The sequence below is a fragment of the Bradyrhizobium sp. AC87j1 genome (assembly GCF_002936975.1).
GTDB lineage: Bacteria > Pseudomonadota > Alphaproteobacteria > Rhizobiales > Xanthobacteraceae > Bradyrhizobium > Bradyrhizobium shewense.
On record NZ_PTFE01000021.1, the window covers coordinates 62,501 to 76,569 of the forward strand.

At 61.8% G+C, this 14,069-nt stretch carries 7 protein-coding genes, 2 tRNA genes and 2 rRNA genes (1 of these 11 cut by a window edge); 5 read left to right on the top strand and 6 right to left on the bottom strand.

The genetic code is table 11. The annotated features are described in order from the left end of the window. From CV770_RS13845 to CV770_RS13860, 4 genes are all read right to left on the bottom strand, one after another. Positions 1–1,127: ribosomal RNA gene (locus CV770_RS13845) — 23S ribosomal RNA — on the bottom strand (it extends 1,746 nt beyond the left edge of the window). 413 nt (positions 1,128–1,540) lie between these two features. Next, positions 1,541–1,616, bottom strand: a tRNA-Ala gene (locus CV770_RS13850). 33 nt (positions 1,617–1,649) lie between these two features. Continuing rightward, positions 1,650–1,726, bottom strand: a tRNA-Ile gene (locus tag CV770_RS13855). Between the two features lie 192 nt (positions 1,727–1,918). Further along, a 16S ribosomal RNA gene (locus CV770_RS13860) occupies positions 1,919–3,407 on the bottom strand. The 16S and 23S rRNA genes sit together here with 2 tRNA genes alongside, the layout of an rRNA operon. 10 nt (positions 3,408–3,417) lie before the next feature. Here CV770_RS13860 and CV770_RS41600 point away from each other — a divergent pair. The 3 genes from CV770_RS41600 (at position 3,418) to CV770_RS13870 (ending at position 8,397) form a co-directional block, all read left to right on the top strand. Further along, a complete protein-coding gene (locus tag CV770_RS41600; RefSeq protein ID WP_146101286.1) occupies positions 3,418–3,711 on the top strand; it encodes a hypothetical protein in 294 nt (97 codons plus the stop codon). Between the two features lie 849 nt (positions 3,712–4,560). Further along, complete coding sequence (locus tag CV770_RS13865; protein ID WP_038948503.1) at positions 4,561–6,624, top strand: M23 family metallopeptidase; 2,064 nt, start codon at positions 4,561–4,563, stop codon at positions 6,622–6,624. A gap of 153 nt (positions 6,625–6,777) precedes the next feature. Continuing rightward, positions 6,778–8,397 (top strand): NHL repeat-containing protein, encoded by a 1,620-nt coding sequence (locus tag CV770_RS13870; protein ID WP_104462739.1) that lies wholly within the window; start codon positions 6,778–6,780, stop codon positions 8,395–8,397. Positions 8,398–8,489: 92 nt separating this feature from the next. Here CV770_RS13870 and clpB read toward each other — a convergent pair whose 3' ends face one another. Then, a complete protein-coding gene (gene clpB / locus CV770_RS13875) occupies positions 8,490–11,129 on the bottom strand; it encodes an ATP-dependent chaperone ClpB (protein ID WP_091960307.1) in 2,640 nt (879 codons plus the stop codon). 240 nt (positions 11,130–11,369) lie between these two features. On the opposite strand from clpB, the gene CV770_RS13880 reads away from it, so the two are divergent. Then, positions 11,370–12,158: an MOSC domain-containing protein gene (locus CV770_RS13880; RefSeq protein ID WP_104462740.1), complete on the top strand. Its 789-nt coding sequence runs from the start codon at positions 11,370–11,372 to the stop codon at positions 12,156–12,158. Between the two features lie 129 nt (positions 12,159–12,287). On the opposite strand, the gene CV770_RS13885 is transcribed toward CV770_RS13880, so the two are convergent. Beyond that, the gene (locus CV770_RS13885; RefSeq protein WP_104462741.1) at positions 12,288–12,962 is read right to left on the bottom strand and encodes a TIGR02594 family protein; all 675 of its coding nucleotides are present in this window, start codon (positions 12,960–12,962) and stop codon (positions 12,288–12,290) included. Between the two features lie 217 nt (positions 12,963–13,179). On the opposite strand from CV770_RS13885, the gene CV770_RS13890 reads away from it, so the two are divergent. Next, the gene (locus CV770_RS13890; protein ID WP_104462742.1) at positions 13,180–14,040 is read left to right on the top strand and encodes an alpha/beta fold hydrolase; all 861 of its coding nucleotides are present in this window, start codon (positions 13,180–13,182) and stop codon (positions 14,038–14,040) included. Positions 14,041–14,069: the final 29 nt, after the last annotated feature.

Consider the following 14,069-nt stretch of genomic DNA (forward strand, 5'->3'; position numbering starts at 1 on the left):
AGCCACGAATTAGGGGCCTTAGCTGTAGGTCCGGGTTGTTTCCCTCTCCACAACGGACGTTAGCACCCGCTGTGTGACTCCCGGATAGTACTCTCAGGTATTCGGAGTTTGGTTGGGTTTGGTAAGACGGTAAGTCCCCCTAGCCCATCCAGTGCTCTACCCCCTGAGGTATTCATCCGAGGCGATACCTAAATATCTTTCGCGGAGAACCAGCTATTTCCCAGTTTGATTGGCCTTTCACCCCTAACCACAAGTCATCGGAGTCTTTTTCAACAGACACCCGTTCGGTCCTCCAGTGAGTGTTACCTCACCTTCAACCTGCTCATGGCTAGATCACTAGGTTTCGGGTCTAATACAACGAACTTGACGCCCTATTCAGACTCGCTTTCGCTACGCCTTCGCCTATCGGCTTAAGCTTGCTCGTTAAATTAAGTCGCTGGCCCATAATACAAAAGGTACGATGTCACCCAGAACGTATCTTGGGCTCCATCTGTTTGTAGGTGTCCGGTTTCAGGTCTATTTCACTCCCCTCGTCGGGGTGCTTTTCACCTTTCCCTCACGGTACTGGTTCACTATCGGTCGCTGAGGAGTACTTAGGCTTGGAGGGTGGTCCCCCCGCGTTCAGACAGGATTTCACGTGTCCCGCCTTACTCGTGGATACATCATCGCATTACTCGTACGGGGCTATCACCCTCTGAGGCCCAGCTTTCCTGACTGGTTCCGATTGTCTTTGATGTATCACTGGCCTGGTCCGCGTTCGCTCGCCACTACTAACGGAGTCTCTGTTGATGTCCTTTCCTCCAGGTACTTAGATGTTTCAGTTCCCTGGGTTTGCTTGAAACCTCCTATGTATTCAGAAGTCTCATACCTTCTCTTGATAACCGGAAATCCAAAACCTCTTCGATCGAAATCTAAAGGCCTGGCTTCTCACATTATCTGATCGAACCCCACACCGTTGTCTTTCGACAAAGGTCTTGGAGTTCCGGCTATCGAAGGTGGGTTTCCCCATTCGGAAATCCATGGATCAAAGCTTCTTCGCAGCTCCCCACGGCTTATCGCAGCGTAGCACGTCCTTCATCGCCTCTCAGCGCCAAGGCATCCACCGAACACCCTTAAGGCACTTGATTGCTCTCATTATCAATGTCCACACACTCGGCAGAATGTTGTCTGCAGAATTACCTTGCGGCACGCGCCCTCGATGAACGCTATCTGCAGCCGGACAATGATTAGAAAGACCAGCTTGCTTCGTAAGATCGTTCCGATAGCGAGGCGGTCAAGCTTCGCTAAAAGGATCATTTACAACTCGCTTGTCTCTCCAGAGCAGCCTTGTGAGCTACCCTTGAAAGACGCACGAGCGCCGAAATGATCCGGAGATAATGAAGTCTCGCGTAGCAATTGCTTGCTGCACGATCCAACTCGGATCGATCTCCTCTTTACGATGTCAGAAATCACGCAACTTGCTGTCTATCCAGACTAGCAAGATGCGAAGTGATGTTTCGCGGACGATTTAGGTGCACGATCAGTCGATGATCAAACCATCTGGTGGAGCCAGACGGGATCGAACCGACGACCTCATGCTTGCAAAGCACGCGCTCTCCCAGCTGAGCTATGGCCCCGTAACCAGAAGACGAATGCTCACTCGATGAAAGTGGTGGGCCTGGGAAGACTTGAACTTCCGACCTCACGCTTATCAAGCGCGCGCTCTAACCAACTGAGCTACAAGCCCCTAACGCATATCCAGTCAAGGACCAGGGATCCTGCAAGCTTGCAGCCCCAGCGCGTGTTCGTCCGCGAAGAAAGAGAAACGAAGACGGCGAAATCCCGCCAATGCAGCTCAACAATCCTGACGATTGTTGGCCACTGATGTTTCTAAAACGATCCGATAGTGAGCCGAAGCTCGCTGAAGGATCATCCTTAGAAAGGAGGTGATCCAGCCGCAGGTTCCCCTACGGCTACCTTGTTACGACTTCACCCCAGTCGCTGACCCTACCGTGGCCGGCTGCCTCCCTTGCGGGTTAGCGCACCGTCTTCAGGTAAAACCAACTCCCATGGTGTGACGGGCGGTGTGTACAAGGCCCGGGAACGTATTCACCGTGGCGTGCTGATCCACGATTACTAGCGATTCCAACTTCATGGGCTCGAGTTGCAGAGCCCAATCCGAACTGAGACGGCTTTTTGAGATTTGCGAAGGGTCGCCCCTTAGCATCCCATTGTCACCGCCATTGTAGCACGTGTGTAGCCCAGCCCGTAAGGGCCATGAGGACTTGACGTCATCCCCACCTTCCTCGCGGCTTATCACCGGCAGTCTCCTTAGAGTGCTCAACTAAATGGTAGCAACTAAGGACGGGGGTTGCGCTCGTTGCGGGACTTAACCCAACATCTCACGACACGAGCTGACGACAGCCATGCAGCACCTGTGTTCCAGGCTCCGAAGAGAAGGTCACATCTCTGCGACCGGTCCTGGACATGTCAAGGGCTGGTAAGGTTCTGCGCGTTGCGTCGAATTAAACCACATGCTCCACCGCTTGTGCGGGCCCCCGTCAATTCCTTTGAGTTTTAATCTTGCGACCGTACTCCCCAGGCGGAATGCTTAAAGCGTTAGCTGCGCCACTAGTGAGTAAACCCACTAACGGCTGGCATTCATCGTTTACGGCGTGGACTACCAGGGTATCTAATCCTGTTTGCTCCCCACGCTTTCGTGCCTCAGCGTCAGTATCGGGCCAGTGAGCCGCCTTCGCCACTGGTGTTCTTGCGAATATCTACGAATTTCACCTCTACACTCGCAGTTCCACTCACCTCTCCCGAACTCAAGATCTTCAGTATCAAAGGCAGTTCTGGAGTTGAGCTCCAGGATTTCACCCCTGACTTAAAGACCCGCCTACGCACCCTTTACGCCCAGTGATTCCGAGCAACGCTAGCCCCCTTCGTATTACCGCGGCTGCTGGCACGAAGTTAGCCGGGGCTTATTCTTGCGGTACCGTCATTATCTTCCCGCACAAAAGAGCTTTACAACCCTAGGGCCTTCATCACTCACGCGGCATGGCTGGATCAGGGTTGCCCCCATTGTCCAATATTCCCCACTGCTGCCTCCCGTAGGAGTTTGGGCCGTGTCTCAGTCCCAATGTGGCTGATCATCCTCTCAGACCAGCTACTGATCGTCGCCTTGGTGAGCCATTACCTCACCAACTAGCTAATCAGACGCGGGCCGATCTTTCGGCGATAAATCTTTCCCCGTAAGGGCTTATCCGGTATTAGCACAAGTTTCCCTGTGTTGTTCCGAACCAAAAGGTACGTTCCCACGCGTTACTCACCCGTCTGCCGCTGACGTATTGCTACGCCCGCTCGACTTGCATGTGTTAAGCCTGCCGCCAGCGTTCGCTCTGAGCCAGGATCAAACTCTCAAGTTGGACTTGAACTTTGAACCGGCTGATCACAACGTTTGACGAGGTCCCACCATTATCGACCGAAGTCGATGTGCTGCCTGCGATTCACATCGCGGGCAACGATGGTGTTTCCTTTGAAACGTGTACCGCCGAAGTCTTTCGTCCGGTCCCGACCAAAAAAGCCGAAGCTTTTCAGGAGCGAGACCCGCAAGGACTCCGCCGTCCACGTTTCTCTTTCTTCATCTTCACTTGTCAAACAGCCCGAGACCGTGGAGGTCTCAACCTTCCTGAGAGGAAGGGTTCCGACACCCTTACCGACGATGGATGAACTCCAATCGACTTACGTCGACTGTTGTGTCACTCAACAAGGTGAGGAGCATCAGTGGCGCGTTCGCTCGCCTTGGTCAGTGACCCGGCGGCGCCGCGCTCAGTGGTCGGGTTATAGGCCCCCGCACTCGGGATTGTCAACGCCCATTGTCAACAAATCGTCGCACGGTGGATTGTCGCGAAAAACAACGTGTTTCCAGGTGGTTACAAGGATCGCGGATGCGTCGATCCGATCGGGACGGTGAAAAAACTTGAAAAAAGTTTGAGCCCCAGGGGGCTCCGGAGCCGACCTGGGAGGGGTTGTGGGTGGGGACTGGGAGGCGACCTGGCAAGGCACCTGGCAAGCCACTTGGGAAGCCACATGGGAACGGCTTGGCGAGTGGATTAGCGCGCGGGTCGGGATCGACACAGGGTACTTGGGGAGGGCTTGAGGGGCGGCTTACCGTACCTTCGCGGTGGGAAGCGGCTTGCAGCACCCTCTCGGGAGGCCCCCGCCCTCCGGCCGTTCAGGAAACTTTTTCGATGACAGGCGCCGTACTTGAGCCACAATCCCGCGGCGTTCTGATAAGAGACAAGCTTGAATCGCAGGGATGCCAGTGGGGGCTGCCGGCGGTTTTCATGGGTCAGAGGAAGGCGATCTTGCAGATGACGCGGCCTTCCTCCGACATTCGAGAGACATCGAGAGAGCTTCACCCGTCCAGCTGTTCGTAATTTCGGCCGGCCCCATCCGAGGGGCCTTCTGAGCACGGACGCCTGCGCGGCTTGCCTTTTCCGGCGATCCCCCTTCAAGAGGGCGACCAGGACAAGGTTCGAAAGCGGGTATCTTGGGTCGTTGATTGGGGGACTTGCGTTGAACCACAGGACTTCACGCGGCGCTTACGGGCGTGAGACCGGGATCATCGATCTCGGCCACGAGCCGCCGCTGTCCGTCGATGGTTCTGAAGCCGCCGTAATCGACCGCCGCCGCGTCTCTGTGCAATGGTTCAGCGGGACAATTTTGACCGGACTCTGCGGCGCAGCCCTGATCGGCGGCGCCGTTTTCGCATCGCTCGACGGCGAGATGACCTTCGCCAAGGTGCCGGAGCGGGTCGAGGGCGCGCTGCGCGGTGCATTCGGAGCCGCCGATCGCGCCGCCACGCTGCACAAGAGCGACCGCCTGCCGCCGCCGAGCGAATCCACGGCGTCCCGCAACATCATGCGCGTCTCCACGGTGGCCCGCGTCGGCAACCGCGACGTGATGCGGGTGCGCCCGTTCGTCCGGATCGCCGGCAATCTGTCGATGACGACGAGCGACCTGTCGGCGAAGATCCCGCCGTTCAACGCCCAGCGCCTGCTCACCGACGTCGGCTCCGATCCGAAGACCGCATCCGACGATCCCAACAATCCCGAAGCGGTCGAGCCCGACGCCGAGGTGTCCTTCGTCACCAAGGACCTGTCGCCGGTGCTGCCGAAAGCCAAGATTTCCGCGGTCGTGGCGCTCGACGACATCCTGATGCGGGTGCGCGATGCCGCCAACTGGCGCGGCAATGGCGGGGTGCGCTACGCCTCGCTCGCCAATGCCGCAGCCGACGTCTCCGGCGCGACCGGCCCGTCCGACATCAGAAGCGCCTACGCCGCCGAAGCCTCGCCGTCCGATCCCTATGCCGGCTTCGAGACGCGCGTGGTGCCGGAAAACGTCACGCTACTGCCCAAGACCAAGGAGCAGATCACCGGCGGCAATCCCAACGGCGAACGCGTCCATCTGGTCAAGAAGGGCGACAGCGTCGCCTCGGTGCTGCGCGATCTCGGCGCGAACGCCGACGAGATCAAGGCGATCACCGCAACGCTCGGCCCCCGCGGCCGCGACGGCGGCCTCAAGGACGGCGAGAAGCTCCGCATCCTGATGGCGCCGGCGAGTCCTGGCGCCCGCCTCCAGCCCTATCGCGTCGTCGTCGCCAACGAGACCATGGTCGAGGCGATCGCGGCGCTGTCCGATCTCGGCAAATACGTCGCGGTCGACGTCTCCAGCATGAACACCGTCGCCGATGCCGCGGCCAGCGCCAGCAGCGACGATGACGATGATGACGACGGCTCCGGCGTGCGGCTCTACCAGAGCATCTACGAGACCGCGATGCGCAACAAAGTGCCGATGCCGGTCATCGACGACATGATCAAGATCTACTCCTACGACGTCGATTTCCAGCGCAAGGTGCAGCCGGGCGATTCCTTCGACGTGTTCTACGCCGGCGAGGACGAGGGCGTGACGTCGACGGAGAAGAACGACGTGCTGTTCGCCTCTCTCACGGTCGGCGGCGAGACCAAGAAATACTACCGCTACCAGAGCCCCGACGACGGCGTGGTCGACTACTATGACGAGACCGGCAAGAGCGCGAAGAAGTTCCTGGTCAGAAAGCCCGTCAACAACGCCATCATGCGCTCCGGCTTCGGCGGCCGCCGCCACCCGATCCTGGGCTATGTGAAGATGCACACCGGCGTCGACTGGGCCACCGCCTACGGCACGCCGATTTTCGCCTCCGGCAACGGCGTGATCGAGAAGGCCGGCCCCGAAGGCGGCTACGGCAAATATATCCGCATCAAGCACAACAACGGCTACGAGACGGCCTATGGCCACATGTCGGCCTTCGCCAAGGGCATGGAGATCGGCAAGAAGGTGCGGCAGGGCCAGGTGATCGGCTTCGTCGGCTCATCCGGCCTGTCGACCGGGCCGCACGTCCATTACGAGATCCTGGTCAACGGCCGCTTCGTCGATCCGATGCGCGTGAAGCTGCCGCGCGGCCGTTCGCTCGAGGGCCCGATGCTCGCAGGCTTCGAGAAGGAGCGCGACCGGCTCGACGGCATGATGAGCGGCCGCGGCGGCGCCATCGCCCGCATGTCGGATGCGACCGGCGGCCCGTTGCAGGTCAGCAACCGCTAATTGCAACCGGCCGGCATCGGCCGGACATCTCCAGACACGATCCGAATTCGACGTTCTCGCGCGAGGCCCCGCTTGGCGGCGTCTCAACGTCAAGTTTCGTTTGCCAAAGCGGCACCAGGGGCGAATACTTTCCAAAAAACGGGAGGTCTCGCCATGAAGAACAGGCTCGCCTGCGCAGCATTCGTCGCTGCCCTTTTCGCCACCACGAGCGCATCGGCCGAGACTTGGGAGGTCACCAAGCTGGTCCAGGGCTCGGCATTCCATGGCGTGCATGGGCTCGGCATCGACAAGGCCGGCCATCTGTTCGCCGGCAGCGTCGCCGGCGCGGCGCTGTACGAGGTCGACCTATCAGGCGGTACCGCCAAGGTTGCAATCCCCTCGCCGATCGGAATGGCCGACGACATCGCGTTCGCGCCCGACGGCACCATGGCCTGGACCGGATTCCTCACCGGCGATCTCTATGCGCGCAAGGGCGACGGCCCGATCAAGAAGCTCGCCAGCGGCCTTCCCGGCATCAACTCGCTGGCTTTCCGCAAGGATGGCAGGCTCTACGCCACCACTGTCTTCCTCGGCGACACGCTCTACGAGATCGACATCGAGGGCGTCAAACCGCCGCGCCAGATCATGGAGAAGATGGGCGGCCTCAACGGCTTCGAGTTCGGTCCCGACGACAAGCTCTATGGTCCGCTCTGGTTCAAGGGCCAGGTCGCAAAAGTCGACGTCGACAAGGCTGAGCTGACGGTCGTCGCCGACGGCTTCAAGGTCCCGGCCGCAGTGAACTTCGATTCCAAGGGCAATCTCTTTGTGGTCGACACCGCACTCGGCCAGCTCGTCCGGGTCGATCCCAAATCGGGCGCCAAGACCATGGTCGCGCAATTGAAGCCGTCGCTGGACAATCTCGCCATCGACGACAAGGACCGCATCTACGTCTCCAACATGGCCGACAACGGCATTCAGGAGGTCGATCCCGCGACCGGCCAAGCCAAGCAGATCATCATCGGCAAGCTCGCTTTGCCCGGCGGCATCGGCGTCACCTCGGAGAACGGCAAGGATACGATCCACCTCGCCGACGTGTTCGCCTATCGCACGGTGGACGGCGCAACCGGCGAGGTCACCGAAAAGGCGCGCATGCACGCCGCAGGCACCACGCTGGAATATCCGATGAGCGCGACGGCGCGAGGCAACGACGTGGTGCTGTCGAGCTGGTTCACGGGCACGGTGCAGGTGATCGACGCCAAGACCGGCGCGACGCGCGACATGCTGCATGGCTTCAAGGCGCCGCACGATGCGATCGTGCTCGCCGATGGCGGCATTTTGGTCGCCGAGCTCGGCACCAAGTCGCTGGTCAAGGTGAGCGGCGAGCACGGCAAGGACCGCACCACGCTGATCGGCGACCTCGAGGGCCCGGTCGGGCTCGTTCGTGGCAAGACCGACGAGGTCTACGTCACCGAGGCCTTTGCAGGCACCGTGTCCCGGATCGACAGCAACGGCGAAAAGACCGTGGTCGCCAAGGAGCTGAAAATGCCCGAAGGCATCGCACTCGGCAGCGACGGCACGCTGATCGTCGCGGAGGTCGGCGCCAAGCGACTGATCGCGATCGCGCCGGAAAACGGCAAGATCATCGAGATCGCGGCCAATCTCCCGATCGACCTCGCGGGCGCCCCCGGCGGCCTGCCGACCAACATTCCGACAGGCGTGGCGGTCGGGGCGAACGGGGTGATCTATTTCTCGTCCGACATCGAGAACGCGATCTACAAGGTCTCGAGAAAATAGCGATCGGCCGGCGGGCAAGCCGGGCAAGAACAATTCGCCCCGGAGAGGATGACCTCTCCGGGGCGATAATGTTTAACGGCGACCGCCCGCGCTCAGTTCAGCTTCCGCTTCGCCACCGGCGCCTCGAACTGGGTGATCTCGGCGGTCTGCGGCGCCTTGCCGTTGAAGGTCAGGACGTTGCCTTCGGACGAGATCGCGACACTGTCACCGTCCCTGATGTCGCCGGCCAGGATCATCTCGGCGAGCGGGTCCTGGACGTGACGCTGGATCACACGCTTCAGCGGCCTTGCGCCGTAGGCGGGGTCCCAGCCCTTGGCGGCGAGCCAGTCGCGGCCGGCAGCATCGAGCGTCAGCACGATCTTGCGATCGGTCAGAAGCTTCTGCAGCCGCGCGAACTGGATCTCGACGATCCGGCCCATCTCGCTCCGCTGCAAGCGGTGGAACAGGATGATCTCGTCGACGCGGTTGAGGAATTCGGGGCGGAAATGCCCGCGCACCATTGCCATCACCTGCTCGCGCACGGCCGAGGTATCCTCGCCCTCCGGCTGGTTCACCAGGAATTCCGAACCGAGGTTCGAGGTCATGATGATCAGCGTGTTGCGGAAGTCGACGGTGCGGCCCTGGCCGTCGGTCAGGCGGCCGTCGTCGAGCACCTGCAACAGGACGTTGAAGACGTCGGGATGCGCCTTCTCGATCTCGTCGAACAGCACCACCTGATAGGGCCGGCGCCGCACCGCTTCGGTGAGCGCGCCGCCTTCGTCATAACCGACATAGCCCGGAGGCGCACCGATCAGCCGCGAGACCGAGTGCTTCTCCATGTATTCGGACATGTCGAGGCGGACCATCGCGGTCTCGTCGTTGAACAGATACTCCGCGAGCGCCTTGGTCAGCTCGGTCTTGCCGACGCCGGTGGGCCCTAAGAACATGAACGAGCCCGTGGGGCGGTTCGGGTCCTGCAGGCCCGCGCGCGAGCGACGCACGGCGGTTGCGACCGCGCGCACGGCCTCGGCCTGGCCGACGACGCGGGTGCCGAGCTGCTCCTCCATCTTCAGGAGCTTTTCCTTCTCGCCCTCCAGCATCTTGTCGACGGGCACGCCGGTCCAGCGCGAGACCACTTGGGCGATGTGGTTGGCGGTGACCGCCTCCTCCATCATCTCGCCGGAGCCTTCACGCGCCTCGATATCCGCAAGCTGCTTCTCGAGCTGCGGGATCCGGCCATAGGCCAGCTCGCCGGCCTTCTGGAATTCGCCGCGACGCTGGGCGTCGGCGAGATCGACGCGCAGGGCGTCCAGCTCCGATTTTAGCTTCTGGGCGTTGGAGAGCTTGTTCTTCTCCGCGCTCCAGCGTGCCGTCAGCGCCGCGGACTTCTCCTCGAGCTCGGCGAGCTCCTTTTGGAGCGCCTCGAGACGGGACTTGGAGCCGGGATCGCTTTCCTTCTTGAGAGCTTCCTGCTCGATCTTGAGCCGGATGATCTCGCGGTCGAGCGAATCCAGCTCTTCCGGCTTGGAATCGACCTGCATCTTCAGCCGCGCAGCCGCCTCGTCCATGAGGTCGATCGCCTTGTCGGGCAGGAAACGGTCGGTGATGTAACGGTTGGACAGCGTCGTCGCGGCCACGAGTGCGGAATCGGTGATCCGCACGCCATGGTGCTGCTCGTACTTGTCCTTCAGGCCACGCAGGATCGAGATGGTATCTTCGACCGAGGGCTCGCTGACGAAGATCGGCTGGAAGCGCCGCGCCAGCGCGGCGTCCTTCTCGACGTGCTTCTGGTACTCGTCGAGCGTGGTCGCGCCGATGCAGTGCAGCTCGCCGCGGGCGAGCGCGGGCTTGAGCAGGTTCGAGGCGTCCATCGCGCCGTCGCCTTTGCCGGCGCCGATCAGCGTGTGCATCTCGTCGATGAAGAGGACGAAATTTCCCTCGCTCGCGGTCACCTCCTGGAGTACGGCCTTCAGCCGCTCCTCGAACTCACCGCGGTATTTTGCACCCGCGATCAGCGCGCCGAGGTCGAGCGAGAGCAGCTTCTTGTCCTTCAGGCTCTCCGGCACGTCGCCGTTGACGATGCGCAGCGCCAACCCTTCTGCGATGGCGGTCTTGCCGACTCCGGGCTCGCCGATCAGGACGGGATTGTTCTTGGTCCGGCGCGAAAGCACCTGGATGGTGCGGCGGATCTCCTCGTCGCGGCCGATGACCGGATCGAGCTTGCCGTCGCGCGCGGCCTGGGTCAGGTCGCGGGCATATTTCTTCAGCGCGTCGTACGCGTTCTCGGCAGTGGCCGAGTCGGCCGTGCGGCCCTTGCGCAGGGCCTCGATCGCCGCATTGAGGTTTTGCGGGGTGACGCCGCCCTTGGCGAGGATGGTGCCGGCCTCGCTGGTCTTTTCCAGCGTCAGGCCGAGCAGCAGCCGCTCGACCGTGACGAAGCTATCGCCAGCCTTCTCGCCGGCCTTTTCGGCGGCATCAAAAGTGCGGGCGAGCTCGGGCGCCAGATAGATCTGGCCGGCGCCGCCGCCACTGACCTTCGGCACCTTGCCGAGGGCATCCTCGGTCGCCTTCAGGATTGCACGGGAATTTCCGCCGGCGCGGTCGATCAGGCCGGAAGCGAGGCCCTCATTGTCGTCCAAGAGGACCTTGAGCACGTGCAGGGTGGAAAACTGCTGGTGCCCCTCGCGCATCGCGAGCGACTGCGCTGACTGGACGAAGCCCCTGGAGCGTTCGGTGTATTTGTCGATATTCATCTTTTCTGTCCCTCGGCCTGCCCCTGGAGCCCTCTAAGGCACTCCAAACGGCATCTTCATTGGGTTTCCAATTACCGCATTGACGTTTCTCAACCGGTAACGGTCGTGTTTTTGCCGACATTGCCGCCGGCCTGAGGCAGATGTGGGAAGCAGGTTGCGGATGCGAAAGAGGCCAGTTCACAATTTCGTGCGCTGATCCGCCGGCTTGGCGGGGCCGGGTCGAATCCCTTAAGTAGCGGCATGACAGCCAGCCAGACCGCCGAGATCACCGGCCTTTACCGCTACCCGATCAAGGGCCTGACACCGGAGCTCCTGCACCGCGCCCCCTTGCGGACGGGCCAGACCCTGCCCGCCGACCGCCGCTACGCCATCGAGAACGGTCCGAGCGGCTTTGATCCCGAACGGCCCGAGTGGAGGCCGAAAATCCAGTTTCTGATGCTCGCACGCAATGAGCGGCTTGCCGAGCTCGACAGCCGGTTCGACGACGCCACCAATGTCTTGACCATCCGCAGGGACGGCCAGACCGTCGCCAGCGGCGACCTCGAGAGCGCAGCCGGGCGCGCCGCCATCGAGAGGTACTTCGCGGAGAACTTTCAGCCGGAGCTAAAGGCCCCGCCGAAGCTGCTGTCCGGCCGCGACCACAGCTTCTCCGACCTCGCCCGCAAGGTCGTCTCCATCATCAATCTCGGCAGCGTCCGCGCCATCGAGACAATGCTGGGCGGCACCGCCGTGAATCCCCTGCGTTTCCGCGCCAATCTTTATGTAAAGGGCTGGCCGGCCTGGTCGGAGCTCGATCTCGTCGGCCAGACGCTGGCGATCGGCGCGGCGCGCCTGAAAGTGGTCAAGCGCATCGTCCGTTGCCCGGCCACCAATGTCGACCCGGTGACGGCCAAGCGCGATCTCGAGATACCGCCGACGCTCTCGCGCAATCTCGGCCACATGGACTGCGGCATCTATGCCGAGGTGATCGAAGGTGGCGAGATCGGCGTCGGCGATGCGATCGCGTTGGAAGAGCCGAAGCTGGTGTGAGCTTCGTAGGGTGGGTTAGCCGAAGGCGTAACCCGCCACTGTCTGTCACCGCAGAAACAGAAGAGGTGGGTTACGCCAGCGGACCGCGCTTCGCGTGACCGCTAGCTAACCCACCCTACGCACCTCACCTCAGTTCGGCATCACATAGGCATAGATCCGCCCGCGCGAGACCGGCGCTTCGCGGACGCGGTTGCCGTTGTTGCCGGAGATCATGATCGGATTGCCCTGCGCGTCGATGCCGGTGATGATGCCGACATGACCGCCGCGGCGGCCGCGCGACATCACCGCGATGGCGCCGACCTGCGGGCCGGAGACACGGGTGCCGTAACGCGCGAACGAGCTCGCCATGTCGGAGCCCGAGCCCTTATGGCCAGTGTGCTCCAGCACCATGTTCATGAAACGCGCGCACCACAGGCTGCCGCGCCCGGTCGGATTTCCGCCGACATAGCGGCGCGCCTCGGATACGAGGTTCAATCCGCCGCCGAAGCCGCCGCTATTGGCCGTTGCGGTGTTAACCATGGCGTTGTGGGCCATGCCGCCGCTATTGGCGTTCGGATCATAGCTCGCCTGGGTGTCGGCGAATCCGCTCGCCCGCAACTGCGCCGCGCTGCGCTCGAAGCGCGAGCTGCGTGCATGGTGGCGGTAATGATGATGTCTGGCGTGGTGCACGTGTGCGTGCCGCTCTGCGCTATGACGATGATGCGGCCGCGCTGAGGCCGGAGAAACGAACGCGGCAACCGCCGCGAAGAAGATCGCCAGCGCGACAACACAACGCGACAGGCGAGACGCAAACAACTCAAACATTCTTCATCCTTCGTTGACACCCCACTTCCCAATCGGCCCGTGCAACGGCCAGCATCGGTCTGGCCGTTAAGCCGCCCGATGTGGCGAGAAAAAGACGCGGGCTGCCTGCGAATAGCTGCGATGATTTTGTGCCGGTACTGGCTTGAGGCTGCCGCATTGCCGACAACAGCATTAACTGCAATCCTGCAAGGGCGGCTTAAAGAGAGGGAAACGGTTAATGCCCCACGCCACGACCAGGGACGACGTCCGCATTTATTTCGAAGAAGCGGGTCAGGGAACGCCGATCATTTTTCTGCACGAGTTCGCGGCCGACCACACCAATTGGGAGCCGCAGATGCGCTACTTCTCGCGCGGCCACCGCTGCATCACCTATTCGGCCCGCGGCTACACGCCGTCGGACGTGCCTGAAGGCGAGGTTTACAGCTACACGCATTTCTATAGCGATGCGATCGCGGTGCTCGATCATCTCAGGATTGAGCGCGCGCATCTGGTCGGCCTGTCGATGGGCGCCTACTCCTCGCTCCAGATCGGGCTCAACGCGCCGCAGCGCGCGCTGTCGATGACGCTGGCCGGCGTCGGCTCCGGTTCGGAGATCGAGAATTTGGAGGCCTGGCGCAAGCAGTGCCGCGCCAATGCCGAGCAGTTCGAGACGCTGGGCTCCGTCGAGGTCGCAAAGGTCACGCGCGAGGCGCCGAGCCGGATTCCCTTCCTGGTGAAGGATCCCCGCGGCCACGCCGATTTCTACGCCGCGCTGGCGCGCCACGATTCAATGGGATCGGCGCGCACGATGCGCGGCTTCCAGGGCGGCAGACCTTCGATCTACACGATGACGGATGCGATCAAGCGCGCATCGACGCCGGCGCTGATCATCTGCGGCGACGAGGACGATCTATGCGTCGGACCGAGCCTGTTCCTGAAGAAGCATCTGCCTGCGGCGGGGCTCGCGATGTTTCCGAAGTCCGGCCACGTGCTCAATCTCGAAGAGCCCGCGCTGTTCAACGAGACGGTGGCGCGGTTCGTGACGCTGGTGGAAGCGGGACGATGGCCGGTGCGCGACCGGAGGTCGCTGGCGCATTAGGCACAGGCGCAGCCAAATACTCCCTCGCG